Annotated in this window: 14 protein-coding genes and 1 riboswitch; of the genes, 3 read left to right on the forward strand and 11 right to left on the reverse strand. The window is 69.7% G+C overall.

Going from position 1 to position 16117, the window contains the following annotated elements; all coding sequences use genetic code 11:
• Window positions 1-52: 52 nt before the first annotated feature.
• The 7 genes from HXX10_RS00650 to HXX10_RS00680 form a co-directional block, all read right to left on the reverse strand.
• Entirely contained in the window at window positions 53-1777 is a 1725-nt protein-coding gene (locus tag HXX10_RS00650) for a thiamine pyrophosphate-binding protein (RefSeq protein ID WP_296519408.1), read from the reverse strand.
• Between the two features lie 94 nt (window positions 1778-1871).
• Window positions 1872-3125, reverse strand: a complete 1254-nt coding sequence (locus tag HXX10_RS00655; RefSeq protein WP_296519409.1) for a phosphatase PAP2 family protein — start codon at window positions 3123-3125, stop codon at window positions 1872-1874.
• 47 nt (window positions 3126-3172) lie between these two features.
• On the reverse strand, window positions 3173-3778 hold the full coding sequence (locus HXX10_RS00660) for an NUDIX domain-containing protein (RefSeq protein WP_296519410.1): 606 nt from the start codon (window positions 3776-3778) through the stop codon (window positions 3173-3175).
• Between the two features lie 95 nt (window positions 3779-3873).
• Window positions 3874-4404 carry a CvpA family protein gene (locus HXX10_RS00665; protein WP_296519411.1) on the reverse strand — a complete coding sequence of 177 codons (531 nt, stop codon included), beginning with the start codon at window positions 4402-4404 and terminating at the stop codon, window positions 3874-3876.
• Between the two features lie 74 nt (window positions 4405-4478).
• The gene (locus tag HXX10_RS00670; protein WP_296519412.1) at window positions 4479-4874 is read right to left on the reverse strand and encodes a hypothetical protein; all 396 of its coding nucleotides are present in this window, start codon (window positions 4872-4874) and stop codon (window positions 4479-4481) included.
• A 35-nt stretch (window positions 4875-4909) separates the two neighbouring features.
• Window positions 4910-5362 (reverse strand): hypothetical protein, encoded by a 453-nt coding sequence (locus tag HXX10_RS00675; protein ID WP_296519413.1) that lies wholly within the window; start codon window positions 5360-5362, stop codon window positions 4910-4912.
• A complete protein-coding gene (locus HXX10_RS00680) occupies window positions 5359-5565 on the reverse strand; it encodes a hypothetical protein (RefSeq protein ID WP_296519414.1) in 207 nt (68 codons plus the stop codon). Before HXX10_RS00680 ends, HXX10_RS00675 begins: the two co-directional genes overlap by 4 nt.
• A gap of 220 nt (window positions 5566-5785) precedes the next feature.
• Here HXX10_RS00680 and HXX10_RS00685 point away from each other — a divergent pair, with 220 nt between their 5' ends.
• Window positions 5786-6220: a hypothetical protein gene (locus HXX10_RS00685; protein WP_296519415.1), complete on the forward strand. Its 435-nt coding sequence runs from the start codon at window positions 5786-5788 to the stop codon at window positions 6218-6220.
• A 93-nt stretch (window positions 6221-6313) separates the two neighbouring features.
• Complete coding sequence (locus tag HXX10_RS00690) at window positions 6314-6679, forward strand: hypothetical protein (RefSeq protein WP_296519416.1); 366 nt, start codon at window positions 6314-6316, stop codon at window positions 6677-6679.
• A 136-nt stretch (window positions 6680-6815) separates the two neighbouring features.
• On the opposite strand, the gene HXX10_RS00695 is transcribed toward HXX10_RS00690, so the two are convergent.
• The gene (locus tag HXX10_RS00695; protein WP_296519417.1) at window positions 6816-7061 is read right to left on the reverse strand and encodes a DUF2188 domain-containing protein; all 246 of its coding nucleotides are present in this window, start codon (window positions 7059-7061) and stop codon (window positions 6816-6818) included.
• A gap of 289 nt (window positions 7062-7350) precedes the next feature.
• Here HXX10_RS00695 and HXX10_RS00700 point away from each other — a divergent pair, with 289 nt between their 5' ends.
• Window positions 7351-8016 carry an ankyrin repeat domain-containing protein gene (locus HXX10_RS00700; protein ID WP_296519418.1) on the forward strand — a complete coding sequence of 222 codons (666 nt, stop codon included), beginning with the start codon at window positions 7351-7353 and terminating at the stop codon, window positions 8014-8016.
• Between the two features lie 104 nt (window positions 8017-8120).
• Here the strand turns inward: HXX10_RS00700 and thiC are convergent, their stop codons facing one another.
• From thiC to HXX10_RS00715, 3 genes are all read right to left on the reverse strand, one after another.
• Window positions 8121-10088 carry a phosphomethylpyrimidine synthase ThiC gene (gene thiC, locus HXX10_RS00705; RefSeq protein ID WP_296519419.1) on the reverse strand — a complete coding sequence of 656 codons (1968 nt, stop codon included), beginning with the start codon at window positions 10086-10088 and terminating at the stop codon, window positions 8121-8123.
• Between the two features lie 44 nt (window positions 10089-10132).
• Window positions 10133-10291: riboswitch (TPP riboswitch) on the reverse strand.
• 211 nt (window positions 10292-10502) lie between these two features.
• Window positions 10503-13172 (reverse strand): EAL domain-containing protein, encoded by a 2670-nt coding sequence (locus tag HXX10_RS00710; protein WP_296519420.1) that lies wholly within the window; start codon window positions 13170-13172, stop codon window positions 10503-10505.
• 194 nt (window positions 13173-13366) lie between these two features.
• A complete protein-coding gene (locus tag HXX10_RS00715) occupies window positions 13367-16075 on the reverse strand; it encodes an EAL domain-containing protein (RefSeq protein ID WP_296519421.1) in 2709 nt (902 codons plus the stop codon).
• Between the last annotated feature and the right edge of the window lie 42 nt (window positions 16076-16117).

Raw genomic sequence — 16117 nt, forward strand, 5'->3', positions numbered from 1 at the left:
TTCCGGGTCCGGCGCTTTGCGCCGTCCCGGAATGACCACGGAAGCCGTCTCATCACTCGTGATACGACCACGCCTTCGCGCCGGCCGAGAAATCGTAGACGGGCGTCGGGCAGTCCTTGTCGGCCTTGACGTCGACCACGGCCGTGGTGCCGCAGGCGAGCGCCTTTTGGAACGTCTCCTCCAGTGCTGCGGGGTCGTCGACCGTGAACCCTTCGGCGCCGAGCGATCGCGCAAATCCCGCCCAGTCGTGATCCGGCAGGCTGGTCAGCGCCGCCGGCACCGGCCCTTCCTGGTGGGCGCGCAGCCACACATTGCCGAGTGCGGCGTTGTTGAGCACCACATAGACGATCGGCAGCCGGTGGCGCGCCGCCGTCTGGATCTCGATGCCGTGCATGTGCATGCAGCCGTCGCCCGTCACCACGGCGACGCGGCAGTCTGTTCGCGCGCACTGCACGCCGACGGCCGCCGGAATGGCCCAGCCCATCGGGCCGAGATTGGTGGCCGAGACATAGGTGCCGGGCTCGTAGGCGGTCCAGTAGTGGCCCATGAAGGCGCGGTGCGCGCCGGAGTCGACCAGCACGATGCCGCCGCGCGGAAACGCTTTTCTCAAGGCCGTGACGGCTGCCGCGGGATGGATCGGCCGCGTTTCGCGCGCGCAGTTCTCGGTGTCGTAGAGGCGGCGGCCGGCCTTGATCCGATCCACCCAGGCGCGCCGCTCCGCCTGCGCGGCGCTCGCCGCCGGGCCGGCGTCGAGGCGCTCCGCCATCAGGCGCAAAAATGCGCCGGCGCCGCCCGGCACCGCATGGGCGGCCTGGCCATGCGCCGTCAGCTCGTCCATGTCGGTGTTGACGTGGATCATCACGGCCTTGGTGCGCTCGCGCAGCGTCCAGTGCATGGTGTCGCGCTCGTTGAGCCCGGAGCCGAGCACGAGCAGCACGTCGAGGTCGTCGGCGAAGACCGCCGCCGTCGCGTGCCGCGTGCCGGCATAGCCGAATACGCCGAGCGACAGCGGATGGTCCTCCGGGAACACGTCCTTGGCGCGCAGCGTCGTGGCGACAGGCATGGCCCAGCCCTCGGCCACTGTCTTCAATGCGGCGGCCGAGGCCGGGTCGGCGACGCCGGCGCCGGCCAGGCAGACGATGCGCAGGCCGCGGCCGTCCTTCGCCGCCGTGAGTGTCGCCAGCGCCGCCTCCGCCTGCGGCAGGCTGAGCGGCGCATCACCGGCGAAGAAGGGCGACACCGGCACGTAGGACGCCGAGCAGTCGTCGACCAGCGCGTCGCGGGTGAGCGACAGATGCACGGGCCCGCGCGGCCGCGACAACATCGTGGTGAGCGCGTGGCGCAGCCAGTGATTCAGGTTCTCGGCCTCGGCGACCGTCGCCGAGAGGCGCGTCAGCGGCTTCATCACGGCGGTATCGTCCAGCGTCGCCTGGCTCGCATCCTGGAAGGCGCCGAGGCCCTCCATGGCGCGCGCCACCTCGCCGCTCAGCACCAGCACGGGAGCGGAGTCGGTCTTCGCCGCGGCGATCGCGGTCGCCATGTTGGTGAGGCCCGGGCCGCCGATGCCCAGGACAGCGCCGAAGCGGCCGCTCGCCCGCCCATAGCCATCCGCCATGTAGGCGGCGCCGCCTTCGTGGGCCGCGACGATCGGCGTCAGGCCGCGCTGCCGGCCGATCGCCGGCAGGAACGGATCGACCAGCCCGCCCGGCACCATGAACAGATGGCCGAGTCCTTCGGCGGCGAGCGCCTGCAGAATGAAATCCGTTCCTTGCGCCATGGCGGCCCCCGGTGCTGCGAGCGGTGCCTCGTGGGGAGCATTGAACGGCAGGCTGCGCGCGCCAGCAAGCCCGTACCGGCACGCCGGGGAGACATCACGATGGCGGCCGGCGTGACCGCGCCCGGACCGGCCAGTCGACGACGCCGGCGCAGAACAGCGCGGCCCATACCAGCACGGGCTGAAAGGCGAGTCGTGGCGCGTGATACCACCAGGTGTCCGGCACGGGCGGCAGCGCGATGCCCTCGACGGCCTGCTTGATGTTGGCCGGCAGCACGCAGACCGCATAGAGGGCCAGCATCACGCCGGCGAGCTTTCGGGTGCGCGGCACCAGCAGCGCGACGGCGCCGGCGATCTCCAGCGCGCCGGTCACCAGGATCACGTCGTGCGGGTGCGGCACAAAGGCCGGCGTGATGGCGATGAACGGCTCAGGCCGCATCACATGGGCGACGCCCGCTGCCGCATAGGCGGCGGCGAGCAGGATGCGCAGGGCGCGCCGCACGCCCGGATGAGGCACGGCGTGGTCCTGTGCGGGCAGCGGGGCAGGGCGTTCGGGCATGCCGGACATCGACGTCGCCGCCGGCGAAGCGTTCGCGGTGTCGTCGTGGCGGGGCTCCTGCTCCGGTGCCGGCTCGGACGGCTTTTCGATCCGGCCGCGGCGCTGCAGCCATACGCCGACCTGGCCGCACAGCAGCGCCCAGGCGGCGCCGAGGCACCAGCCGGCCAGCACGTCGCTCGGCCAGTGGACGCCGAGATAGATGCGGCTGACGCCGATCATGAGGGTCAGGGCGACGGCCGTGCCGATCACATAGGCCTTCAGGCGTCGCCGGCTTTGCACCCGCGCCAGCAGCACGCCCAGCGTGAGGAACGTGACGGCCGAGGCGGTCGCATGGCCGCTCGGGAAGCTGGAGGTGTGGACGTCGACCAGATGGGCGACGAGATCCGGGCGCGGGCGGGCCACCACCAGCTTGACGGCCTCGACCAGCACGCCGCCACCGGCGATCGAGACGAACACCAGCAGGGCCGCGGCGCGCTTGCCGTCGACCACGAGGAAGCCGAGCACCACCGCGGTCAGCACGGTGAGCACCGTGACGCTGCCGAGCGAGGTCAGATCCCGGACGATGATCTCGAACCAGGGCGGGCCGATCGGGTCGCCGAGATCGGCCGGGTTGCGCAGCAACGTCAGGATCGCCGCGTCGAGCGCGTGGGTGTCGCCCTCGCGCACCTGGTCGGCGATCAGGATGAAGCCGAACAGGGCCGCGGCGATCAGGAACAGGATCAGCACGGGTCCGAGCTCGGCCGGTGCCGGCAGGCGGGCTCGCATCGACGGCGGCATGATCCGGTGCAGCACGCGACCTCCGCGGTGTCAGGGCGCCGGAGAGGTGGCCGCGGCGATCGTCACGGATGGCGCGGTGAGGTCCAACCCTGGACGATGCGGCGCAGCAGCCCGGGCGACGGCACGCTGGGTTGACTGTTGGCGGGCGGCAGGTCGGCAGCGGTCGCCCGCACGATCGCCGGCGGCTCGGCGGACGTGATCCGGCCCGCCGCGCGGACCGGCTCTCGCACGGCCGCCCGCTTGGCGCGCTGCTGTGCCCGCACCGAGGCGAGGGCCGCCGGGCCGACGCCGCCGAGAAAGACCTGCTCGTGCGGCACGCTGAGCCGGGCGACGGCTTCCGACAGCGGCAGCCAGTCGACGGCGCGGATGTCGCGCGCCGGGTCGTTCACCGTGCCGTCGAGCGCCTGCATGCGCCAGAACTGGGCGAGCTTGACGGAGCCGCGCACCGGATAGGCGATGACGCCGAGGAACTCGTGCACCGCGACGTCGTGGCCGGTCTCCTCCATCACCTCGCGCAGCGCGCCCGTGATGGGGTCCTCGAGCGGCTTGAGCTTGCCCTTCGGCAGCACCCAGCCGTTGTCCTTGCGCCGCTGGACGATCGCGACCAGCGGCTTGGATCCATGGCGGACCACGATGCCGCCGGCTGCCAAGACATGTGTGCGCGCCATTCCGCTCTCCCGGCCCGGCCGATTCGGCGAATCAACGGGACCATACAGCGCAGCGCCGCGTCGGCGAAGCGCGCCGTCCGGCCCGACGTGGCCGCTCAGAGGCCGCGCTCGCGCTTCAGCCGGTCGATGAAGGTCTCGACCTCGGGCGGCAGGGTCTTGAGCCCGGCGGCCGCAGCGGTGGCGAGCACCGGGCGCAGGCGCGACTCGGCGAGAAACCGCGGCTGCAGATGCGGCGGGATGATCCGGTCGAACACCAGCACCAGCACGACGGCGACGAGGCCGATGCGACCGGCCCCCAGCATCGCGCCGGCGAGCCGGTCCGGCAGGCCGACGATCGGGCCGATCACGGCCGCGACGGCGGTGCGCATCAGCGCGCCGAGCGCGATCCCGCTCGCCACCAGGACGCCGGCGAAGATCACGGCCGGCGGCACCTCGGGCGCGCCCGGCTGGCCGGCCAGCATGGCTGTCACGATCGGGGTGGCATAGATGGCGACGGGCGCCGCCGCGACATAGCCCAGGATGGTCGCCAGGCTGCGCATCAGGCCCGTGGTGAAGCCCATCAGGGCGGCGAGCAGCGCCAGCGCCCCGATCACGGCGTCGAAGCTGTTGATGGCGGACGGGTCCACGGGCGGTCTCGTTCGGGTGAGCCGCCATGATAGCGCAAGCCCGCCGCGGCCGGGGCGCGATCCGCCGACAAGGTTTACGGCTGGGCGTGGCGCAAGAACAGCCAGTGGACCGGCACGGCGGCGGCGGCGGGCAGCAGGATCGCGAGATCGACCAGCACGGCGAGATCCTCGGCGATGCGGCCGCCGAGGCCGGGGCCGCTCATCAGGGTGCCGGCGGCCCAGAGGCCGAGCCCGAGCACCAGCAGAACAGCCAGGATCGCCAGGGCGGTCCGGCGGATACGGGCGGCCGACCAGCGATGCCAGACCACCAGCCCGAACACGGCCGTGATCATCGCGACGAGGCCCGCGAGCGCGACCAGGGCCGCCGTGGCATCGCCCCCGCCATAACCGGCCAGCACGGCGTGCTGAAGCCCGGCGGCGACGGTGAGCGACAGCACGAAGCCGAGGGCGAGGCGGGCAGGGGCGCGCATGGTTCGTGTCCCGAGGGTGGAGCCGTGCCGGGTGGTCATGCGGTCGACGTCGGCAGGCGGGTCCGCGGCGCGGTCCTTCGAGCGGTCCGGGTCCGGCGCGGTTGCGGCCGGCGCAAGCCATCGTCGACGTCCGGCGCCGGCCCATAGCCGCGCGTGCCGTCGGTCACCGGGACGAACACCCAGTCGAGCCGGTCGAGATAGGCCTGTAGGCGGCGCCCCGGACAGCGGCGTATCCGGGAGCCGTCGTGCGGGCTGAGATGGTGGATGACATGCATCAGGATCGCACGATGCACGAACGCCGCCGCGCGGCGTGCCGCCGCACGCTGCCGCGGCGGGGCGGCGGCGATCACCGCCATGGCGTCGAAGAGCTCCCAGAACGCGGCGGCGTCGAAGCGGTCGCGCTCGTGCAGGGCGTACAGGAACGACACCTCCGCCGCCGCTTCGTTGGCGACGAGAACCGCGAGAGCGTTTCGGTATGACGGCGTCATCCTCGGCGATCCGGCAGGTCGGCGGGCGCCGCGCCGCCGCCCTTCGAGGAGCGAATCTCCTCCGTCAACGCCGCGATCTGCTGCTCGAGCTTTTCGAGCTGCGGCTTGTCGCGCGACGAGAGGTAGGACGTGCCGCCGCCCAGCACCGCGACGATCCACCAGATCCAGAAGAAATCCCAGAAGCCGAGGACCGTGTCCGACATTTCGCGCCTCCTCTTCGACGCAGGGCGACCCAACGCGACGTGAACGGTAGTGTGGCGAGCGGCGATCCAGGTTCTCGCGACGAAAGGGGAACGCGATCGGCAGGACAGGTTACCGTCCGTGTCGTTGATCGTTCTGCTCGCCGTCCACCACAGTGTCGTACCGCTTTCGTGCGATGGATCGGCGATTCGGGCGCCGGGCGCCCTGGGGAGAACTTTTGGCATGCGGCTCACATCGGGATTCCGGATCGCTCTCGTCGCTCTCGCGGCTCTGTTTTGCGCGGCCCCGGTGGCCCGCGCCGACAGCGGCAGCATCTCGCTCACCATCTACAAGGGCGGCTGGTTCATCGGCGGCTCGGGCGGCGGCGGCACGCTGACGTTCCAGGGGCGCAAGTATCGGCTGTCGATCGGCGGGCTGTCCGCCGGCCTCGTCTTCGGCGCCTCGAAAGCCAATCTCCACGGCCGGGTCAGCAATATCGGCCGGCCCTCCGACGTCGCCGGGGTCTACGGCGCCGCCGGGGCCGGCGGCGCCATCGGCCCGGGCGCCCAGGCGATCGTGCTGCGCAACCAGAAGGGCGCCGTGCTCGAGCTGCAGGGCCGCCAGGTCGGCCTGATCGCCAATCTCGACCTCAGCGGGATGGCGCTGTCGTTGAAATAGCGCCGGCCTGGGGCCGTCGGCGCGTCGCGACCCGGGCGTCGGCGGCTGGACATCGCCTCGAACCGCTCGGCCCCTGGTCGATACCAAGGACCCATGAGACGCTTCGCCGCCCTTCTACTTCTGGCCACCCTGAGCACCGCGATCATGGCTGGCGGGAGCCGCGCGGCCGAGTTCCGCGCCGGCGCCACCGTGCAGGTGAAGCCCAATTCGATCTGGTTCGACGACGCCGCCGGGCTGGCGCAGTGGCGGCGGGTGAAGAAAGCCGCCGGTGCGAAAGCCGTCGCCGCCTACGAGAGCAGGATTCTCGGGCGGCGCGAGGCCTGGCAGTTCATCAATCCGCTCGCCGTCAAAATCCTGCGCCATGATCCGAGGACCAACCGGGTCACCGTGGAGATGATCACCGAGGGCCGGCTGCAGGGCAGCACCTGGGTGCTCGCCGCCGATGCGCTGGCGCCATAGCGCGTGGCGTGGACGGGTCGGGCTGCGAGGCACATGCGTCTCGGGCTAGAGCCCCGCGCGGGAACGCGCGATGTATGAATCGCTGCTTGCCGAAGACCGACCATGGCCGGCGTCCGGTACGCGCCGGCTACGGTTGCTACGGGCTGTCCTCCACCTCGGTGTCCGGACGATCGCCGCCCATCGCGGTTTCGGTGTGCCACTTGCCGGCGGCGTCTTCGTATTCGATGACCTGGGTCTGGTCCGGGATGCGCTGCTCCTGTGCGGCTCGTTGCGCGGCAGCCAGCGCATCCGCATGGCTCGGGAACGGCTCCGAGAACACGTCGTCGACCTTGTAGGCCCAGCCTCCGTCATGCTGGACGATCCGATAGGTGATGTGCGCCATGGTCCACCTGGGGGTTGATGTGCCGACCCGGAGGGTAGCGCAACGAGCGGCGAAGCGCACGCGCCGGCGAGCGGGGCGGAGCTTTCGGCTGGCCCGGAGGAGCCTGTTGAGCGCACAGGGACGGCGAAGCCCGCAGGATGGCTCGAGTGGAGCGAAACCTATTCCAAGATCGACGCGTGCTTGTCGGAAACGTGAACGGCGTTCGGTATCTTGCACCTTCGTTGGGACGGTACGATGGCGGCCGACGGCACGGAGGCCAATGATGCGCGGCGCCATGGCGATGATCATCATGACTGTCGCGCTTGCCGCGGTCATCGGGCCGGCGCGCGCGCAGGTGGCTCCCTCGTCCGAGGAGATCGCTCGTTACGCCGGCCTGCATGCGGCGGCCGCCGCAGGCGACGTCCCTGCGCTTACTGCCGAGCTGGCGCGCGGCGCGGCCATCGACGCGCGTGACCAGAATGGCCGCACGCCATTGCACGTCGCCGTGTTCCGCACCCATGCCGAGGCGGCGCGGGTGCTGGCCAAGGCCGGTGCCGACGTGCGCGCCCTCGATCGCCAGAGCTACGACATCGTCACCATCGCGGCCGTGGCGAACGATGTGTCCATGCTGCGCCTCGCCCTCGAGCTCGGTGGCGACGCCAAGCTGGTGACGAGCCCCTATCGCGGGACGGCATTGATCGCCGCCGCGCATCTCGGCCACGCCGAGGTGGTGCGCTTGCTGATCGCCGCCGGCGCGCCGCTCGACCACGTCAACAATCTCGGCTGGACGGCGCTGATCGAGTCGATCGTGCTCGGCGACGGCGGCCCGAATCATCTCGCCTGCCTGACGGCGCTGCTCAATGCCGGGGCGACTCCAAACCTCGCCGACCGAGACGGCAGGACACCGCTCGCCCTCGCCAAGGCCCGCGGTTTTCGCGAGATGGCGGCACGTCTGGAGGCGGCGGGCGGTCGGTGAGCAGGCGCGGGGCGAAATAGCGAAGCGCATTCCCCTCTATCGAAAGAAAAGGGCGGGTCGGCGTTGCCGGACCAGCCCTTCATCTCACGAAATCAAGCCAAGCCTCACAGCGCCTTGTTGCTGGCTTTCACGGCATTGGTCTCGACATAGACCTGCCCGCCCATCTTCAGGAATTTTTCCGACATCTCCTTCATGCCGGCGGCGGCCTCGTCCTTCGAGATGGGCGCTCGCACGCCCTCCTCAGGACGAGGAGAGTGGCCGGAGCCGGCCGCTCCGTCCGTCGGGTAGAGCGCCGCGCGCTCATTGTCGCCCAGCCCGGCCGCATAGTCCCGCACATCCTGGGTGATCTTCATCGAGCAGAATTTCGGGCCGCACATCGAGCAGAAATGGGCGACCTTGTGGGCGTCCTTGGGCAGGGTCTCGTCGTGATAGGCCAGCGCCGTATCGGGATCGAGGCCGAGGTTGAACTGATCCTGCCAGCGGAACTCGAAGCGGGCGCGGGAGAGTGCGTCGTCGCGGACCTGCGCGGCCGGGTGGCCCTTGGCGAGATCGGCCGCGTGCGCCGCGATCTTGTAGGTGATCACGCCGGTCTTGACGTCGTCGCGGTTGGGCAGGCCGAGATGCTCCTTCGGCGTCACGTAGCAGAGCATGGCGCAGCCGAACCAGCCGATCATGGCGGCGCCGATGCCGCTGGTGATGTGGTCGTAGCCGGGGGCGATGTCGGTCGTCAGCGGGCCGAGCGTGTAGAAGGGCGCCTCGCCGCACTCCTTCAGTTGCTTGTCCATGTTGATCTTGATCTTGTGCATCGGCACGTGGCCGGGGCCCTCGATCATCACCTGGCAGCCTTTCTTCCAGGCGATCTGGGTGAGCTCGCCCAGCGTCTCCAGCTCGGCGAACTGGGCGCGGTCGTTGGCGTCGGCGATCGAGCCAGGCCGCAGGCCGTCGCCGAGCGAGAACGAGACGTCGTACTTGCGCATCAGGTCGCAGATCTCGTCGAAGCGCTCGTACAGGAACGACTCGCGGTGGTGCGCCAGGCACCACTTCGCCATGATGGATCCGCCGCGCGAAACAATGCCGGTGACCCGGCTGGCGGTCAGCGGCACATAGGCGAGCCGCACGCCGGCATGGATGGTGAAGTAGTCGACGCCCTGCTCGCACTGCTCGATCAGCGTGTCCTTGTAGACCTCCCAGTCGAGTTTTACGGGATCGCCATCCACCTTTTCGAGAGCTTGATAGATCGGCACGGTGCCGATCGGCACCGGCGAATTGCGGATGATCCACTCGCGGGTGTTGTGGATGTTGCGGCCGGTGGAGAGGTCCATCACGGTGTCGGCGCCCCAGCGGATCGCCCACACCATCTTCTCCACCTCCTCCTCCACCGACGAGGTCACGGCGGAGTTGCCGATGTTCGCGTTGATCTTGGTGAGAAAGTTGCGGCCGATGATCATCGGCTCGAGCTCGGCGTGATTGATGTTGGCCGGGATGATGGCGCGGCCGCGGGCGATCTCGCTGCGCACGAGCTCCGGCGTGACGAAGGAGGGCAGCGCGCCGCCGAACTGCTCGCCGTCGGCGAGCGCCGCCTCGGCGCGCTCGAGCATCTTTTGGCGGCCGAGATTCTCGCGCTCGGCGACGTAGACCATCTCCTTGGTGATCACGCCGGCCTTGGCCCACTCGTATTGCGTCACCGGCTTGCCGTCGAGCGCGCGCAGTGGAGCGTGCTGGTTCGGGAAGGCGCGGGCCAGATGCGCGCCCGTGACGTTGCCGTTGTCGACCGGCTTGATGTCGCGGCCCTGATAGGTCTCGACGCCGCCGCGCTCCTGAACCCAGGCGGTGCGCAGGCGCGGCAGGCCGGCCTCGACGTCGATCGTCGCGCTCGGGTCCGTGTAGGGGCCGGAGGGGTCGTAGACCGGCACGGGCGGCTCGCCGGAGGCCTCGGTCAGCACGATCTCGCGCACCGGGACCTTCAGGTCCGGTGCCGCGGCGGGCGACGTGTAGGTCTTGCGCGAGCCGGCAATCGGGCCGGTGGTGACGGTCGGAACGGCGAGCGCGGTGGCGGGCGTGTGCTTGTTCATTCGGAGCCTCCCGTGAATGGGCCGTCCGGAACCAGCATGCGTCGGAGTGGGAATGGTCCCTGTCCCTTCGCCGGCATGACCCGGATCAGGTTCAAAGGGTTTCCGTGGTGCCTGGCGGCGTGTCCGCAACCGGATGGTTGCTCGGTAGCGCCGCGTCGGCCGACGGTCTCTCAGCTCCTTCCGGAGCACCCCTCGGAACGAAGTCTCAATTTAAGGCAGAACGGACCTGTGTCAATGCGAGGCTGTCGCGATCCAGGGCCGGCGCCGGGACTGTGGGCTCCGAGTCGGTTGCCCCATACCCGCATGCGGGCGCCGGCGTCCGCCAGGCGCGATCCGTCGGCCTGGTGCGTCAGGTGGTCTGCGGAGCCTGGATGCCGGACGGCCCGGCGAAGCGGGGACGACCGCCGGGGAGGGTCATGCCACCCGGTCGCGCGCCGATGCCGCCACGCGGCCCGGTCCGCGCGCGGCGAGCGGGCGGTCGAGCGCAAGCGCGCTGGCGAAGCCCGGCCGGCCGAACAGATAGCCCTGGGCCTCGCGGCAGCCGGCGGCGCGCAGCAGGTCGACCTGCTCCCAGGTCTCGACGCCCTCGGCCGTGGTGTCCATGTCGAGCGCCTTGGCGAGGTTGATCACGGTGCAGACGATGGCGGCGCAGTCGGACCGGCTCGACAGGTCGGCGACGAAGGATCTGTCGATCTTGATCTTGCTGAACGGGAACATCTGCAGATAGCTCAGCGACGAGTAGCCGGTGCCGAAATCGTCGAGCACGATGCGCACGCCGAGCGCGGCGAGATCGTGCAGCACCGCGAGACCGCCATGGTCCTTCTGCAGCAGCACGGACTCGGTGATCTCGAGCTCGAGCCGCGTCGCCGGCAAGCCGGAGCGCGCGATCGCATCGCGCACCACATCGACCAGATTGCCGCTGCGGAACTGGACGGCCGAGAGATTGACGGCGAGGCGCACGTGATCGGGCCAGGCGGCGGCGGTGCGGCAGGCGGCGTTGAGGATCCACTCGCCGAGCGGGATGATCAGGCCGATCTCCTCGGCGACGGGTATGAACTTGTCGGGCGGGATCAGGCCATGCTGTGGATGGCGCCAGCGGACCAGCGCCTCGACGGCGCAGGGCCGGTGGGTGGCGATGTCGACGATCGGCTGGAAATGGATCTCGAACTCCTCGCGGACCAGGGCCTCGCGGAGTTGGAACTCGAACTCGCGCTGCTGGCGGACGTCGGCGTCCATCTCCGGCTCGAAGAAGCGGAAGCAGCCGCGGCCGTCGGCCTTGGCGCGATAGAGGGCGAGGTCGGCGTTCTTGAGGATCTGGCTCGGCTCGGTGCCGTCGCGCGGCGCGACGGCGAGGCCGATGCTGATGCCGATCGCGATACGCTCGCCGTCGATCTGGTAGGGCTTGCGGATCTCGTCGAGCAGCCACTGCGCGAGCGTTGCCGCCGCGGAGTCGACTTGCGCCCCGTTGTCGACGATCTGAATGACGGCGAACTCGTCACCGCCGATGCGGCCGATCGTATCGTTCGGCCCGGCATGCGGCCGCAGCCGTTCGGCGACCGCTTCGAGCAGCGCGTCGCCCCCCGTGTGCCCGAGCGAGTCGTTGACCGACTTGAACAGGTCGATGTCGAAGATCAGGACGCTGAAGCCCTGGCCGGTGCGTTCGAGCCGCACGATCGCCTCGTCCATGCGCTCGCGGAACAGCATCCGGTTGGCCAGATCCGTGAGGGCGTCGTGCCGGGCCATGTGGGCGATCCGCATCTCGGCCCGGGTGCGCTCGGTGATGTCGTCGTGCACCGATACCCAGCCGCCGTCCTTGATCGGATCGTTGAGCACGGCGATCACTCGCCCGTCGCTGAGCCGGGTGGTGACCTGCGTGGTGGACTTGCAGGCCATCGCGGCCGAAATATCCGACAGATAGGACTCCGGGTCGGCGCAGACGGTGCCGGCCACGGTCCGGAGCCGCAGCAGATCGCGCAGCGGCGTGCCCGGACGCGCCAGATCCGGATCCAGCCCGTACATCTCGAGATAGCGGTCGTTGTGCACGAGCAGCCGGCCGTCGCGGTCGAACATGCACAGGCCGTAAGACATGTTGTTGAGCGCCGCGTCGAGCTGGGCGCTGGTCTTCTCGAGGGCGCGCGACTTGCCGACGAAGCTGCGCAGCAGCACGGCACAGCACAGCACCGCCAGCAGCGTGCCGAGGCCGATCCATGCGGCCCGGCGCTCCCAGGTGGCGAGCGCCGCCTGCTCGGTCAGGGTCACGTCCACGAACAGCGGCAGCCCGGGAACCGGCCGCACCGCGACCAGACGCTTCATCTGGTCGATCATGCCCGGCGAGACAAAGAAGCCGCGGCCCTTCGCCGCCGCATCGTACCATGGCGAGCCGTCGGCCATGCGTTGGCCGACGGCGAGGAAGTCGTTGGGAAAGCGGGCCAGCACGGTTCCGTCGCCGCGAACGAGGGAGAAGGACCGGCCGGCCAGCGCGGCGATCGATTCGTAGACGTTGCGGAAGTAGTCGACCGGGATCCCGATGCCGACGACGCCCGAGAAGGCCCCGTCGGGGCCGGTCAGGCGGCGGGTGAACAGGACGATCTGCGTGTTGCTGCTGTGGCTCAGCAGTGGCCCGCTGACATGGAGCGCGTCGGTGTCGGCCCGACTCAGATCCTTGTAGAAGGCACGATCGCGGAAATCGAACGGCCGCGGTGGCCAGTCGCGCGTCCAGTTGAGCAGATCGCCGTCGGCGCCGACGACGACGATCGCGGTCGCCTGCGGAAGTGTGGCGGCGCGGTCCTGCAACTCGTCGTAGAAGCGTGCGCTCCCGAGCAGGCGGCGCACCTCGTCGGGCGACAGGCGATGTCTGGTGAGATCGACGAGCCCGTCGTCGATCGGCTTGATGACCCTGCTGATCTGGTCGGCCAGCACCACGGCCAGGTTGTCGGAGTCCTCGTTCGCCGACGCGATCGCATCGCTGCGGAGCTGCCAGACCGCGAAGCCGATCGCCAGCACCGAGGCCGCGATCACGATCGCCGTGACGGCGATGAGGGCGCGGAAGGAAAGCCAGTGTCGGTGCGACGAAAGATGCGGCATGGGCGGTGAAGCGCCTGGCGGATGGGCCGTATGCCGTTCCGTCGGCCGTCGGCCGCGGCCCTGTTACATCGTCCCAGGTGAATAGACGCTTCGCGCTACCATTCGGTTAATACGCCGTCGGGTGCAGGTGCTGTTCCGCATCTCATTATCTCATTATTTGCGGCGACTGTGGCTCCGCGTCGCCTGACGATGCGCTACGCCGCGACGTCCTGGATCGCGGCGGGCTGGGCCTCGAACGACAGGGCCGCGGCCGGGCCCGGCCGGCCGAACAGCCAGCCCTGGGCCTCGCGGCAGCCGGCGGCGCGCAGCAGGTCGACCTGCTCCCAGGTCTCGACGCCCTCGGCCGTGGTGTCCATGTCGAGCGCCTTGGCGAGGTTGATCACGGTGCAGACGATGGCGGCGCAGTCGGACCGGCTCGACAGGTCGGCGACGAAGGATCTGTCGATCTTGATCTTGCTGAACGGGAACATCTGCAGATAGCTCAGCGACGAGTAGCCGGTGCCGAAATCGTCGAGCACGATGCGCACGCCGAGCGCGGCGAGATCGTGCAGCACCGCGAGACCGCCATGGTCCTTCTGCAGCAGCACGGACTCGGTGATCTCGAGCTCGAGCCGCGTCGCCGGCAAGCCGGAGCGCGCGATCGCATCGCGCACCACATCGACCAGATTGCCGCTGCGGAACTGGACGGCCGAGAGATTGACGGCGAGGCGCACGTGATCGGGCCAGGCGGCGGCGGTGCGGCAGGCGGCGTTGAGGATCCACTCGCCGAGCGGGATGATCAGGCCGATCTCCTCGGCGACGGGTATGAACTTGTCGGGCGGGATCAGGCCATGCTGTGGATGGCGCCAGCGCACCAGCGCCTCGACGGCGCAGGGCTGGTGGGTGGCGATGTCGACGATCGGCTGGAAATGGAGCTCGAACTCCTCGCGGACCAGGGCCTCGCGAAGCTGGAACTCGAACTCGCGCCGCTGCCTGGCATTGGCGTCCATCTCCGGCTCGAAGAAGCGGTAGCAGCCGCGGCCATCGGCCTTGGCGCGATAGAGGGCGAGGTCGGCGCTCTTGAGGATCTGGCTCGACTCGGTGCCATCCTGCGGGGCGATCGCGACTCCGATGCTGATGCCGATGACGACGCTTTCGCCGTCGATCTCGTAAGGCGCCCGGATCTTCTCCAGCAGCCGTGCGGCCAGTGCAGTGGCGGCGGCACGCGGGTTGTCTTCGACGATCTGGATGACGGCGAACTCGTCGCCGCCGATGCGACCGATCGTGTCGGTGTCCTTGACGCAGTGCTGCAGCCGCTGCGCCACCGCCCGCAGGAGCGTGTCGCCGGCGCCGTGCCCGAGCGAATCGTTGACCGACTTGAACAGGTCGATGTCGAAGATGAAGGCGGCAAAGCCCTTGCCGGTGCGCTCGAGCCGATCGAGCGCCTCGTCCATGCGCTCGCCGAACAGGAGCCGGTTGGCGATGTCGGTTAGCGGGTCGTGGCGGGCCATGTGGGCAATCCGCATCTCGGCCCGGGTGCGCTCGGTGATGTCCTCGTGCACCGAGACGAAGCCGCCGTTCGGCATCGGATCGTTGAGCACGGCGACGATGCGTCCGTCGGTGAGCTCGGCGGTGAACTGACCCGTCCGCAGGCCCTGGCTGGTGCGTCGCACCTCGGCCACGTAAGTGTCGGGATCGCCCGAGAAGGTGCCGGCGGCGACCCGTGCGCGCATCAGCTCCAGCAGCGATGTGCCGGGCCGCGTGGCCTCGCGCGACAGCCGGTACATGCGGCGGTAACGGTCGTTGCAGACCCGCAGCCGGCCATCGCGGTCGAACATGCACAGGCCGTGGGACATGTTGTTGAGGGCCGCGTCGAGCCGCATGTTGACCTGCTCGACCTCGGTCGACTTCTCCTGCAGGCGCGCCTCACGCTCGGTCAGCGAGGCCTCGGAGGCGAGGACGCGGCCGACCTGGCGGTTCAGGGCCCAGAGAAGACCGAACCCGCACAAGGCGGCCAGCAGCGCCCCGGCACCGATCCGGATCGCGTGGTTGCGCCAGTCTTCGAGCGCCGTGCTCTCGAGGATCGCGGCGCTGACCACGAAGGGTGTGTCGGGGATGGGACGGACGGCGACGATTCTCCGGCCGTGGTCGGCGTCGCCGCCTGCCCAGCGGAATGTTCCGCCCCCGCTGGCCACCACGTCGTACCAGCGCGTATCGAACGGAATCGTGGGACCGGTGACGCCGGTCAGGGTCGGCCGGTTGGCCAGGATGGTCCCGTCGCGGCGCGCGATGATGAAGGATTGCCCGGCGAGCGCCGAGAACGTGTCGTAGACCCGGTGGAAATAGTCGAGGTTCACGCCCACCGCGACCGTCCCCACGAGATCCCCATCGCTGCCCTTGATGTGTCGGCTCAGGTAGATCAGCCGCTCGTCGGCCGATCCGGATCGGACCGCCGCACTGACAAAAAGGCCATCCGTTTCGATCGACGCGGCCGGGCGGCCGGCAGCGCCGGGCGGAGCCTGCGGATCGTCGACCGGAACCGGGTAACTCGATTGCAGCAGCGCGCCGTCGTCCGAGAAGATGCGCATCACCTTTGCGGTGGGGACGCGGACCATGCGGTCGTGCAGGAGCTGGATGATCGGCTCCTTGCTGAAATAGGTCCGGAACTCCGTCGCGGTCGCGATGCCGAGCTCCGGCACCACGTCGCGCAGCTCGGTCAGCAGCTTGTCGACCGGCTCGATCGAGCGGATGAGCTGGTCGGCGACCATGAGCGCGTTGGTGGTGCTCTCCCGCTCGGCCACCCGGATCGCATCCTTGCGCAAATACTCGATCGTGATCCCGATCGCACCGGCGGACAGGCCGATCACGACCCCGGCGGAGACGATCAGGAGCTGCAATGGGAGCGGCTTCTTTGGATGAGTCATGGTCGGGATATGTTTGCACGGCACCGTCGGGATTTAGACGGA

The organism is Rhodoplanes sp. (assembly GCF_013377085.1).
GTDB lineage: Bacteria > Pseudomonadota > Alphaproteobacteria > Rhizobiales > Xanthobacteraceae > Rhodoplanes.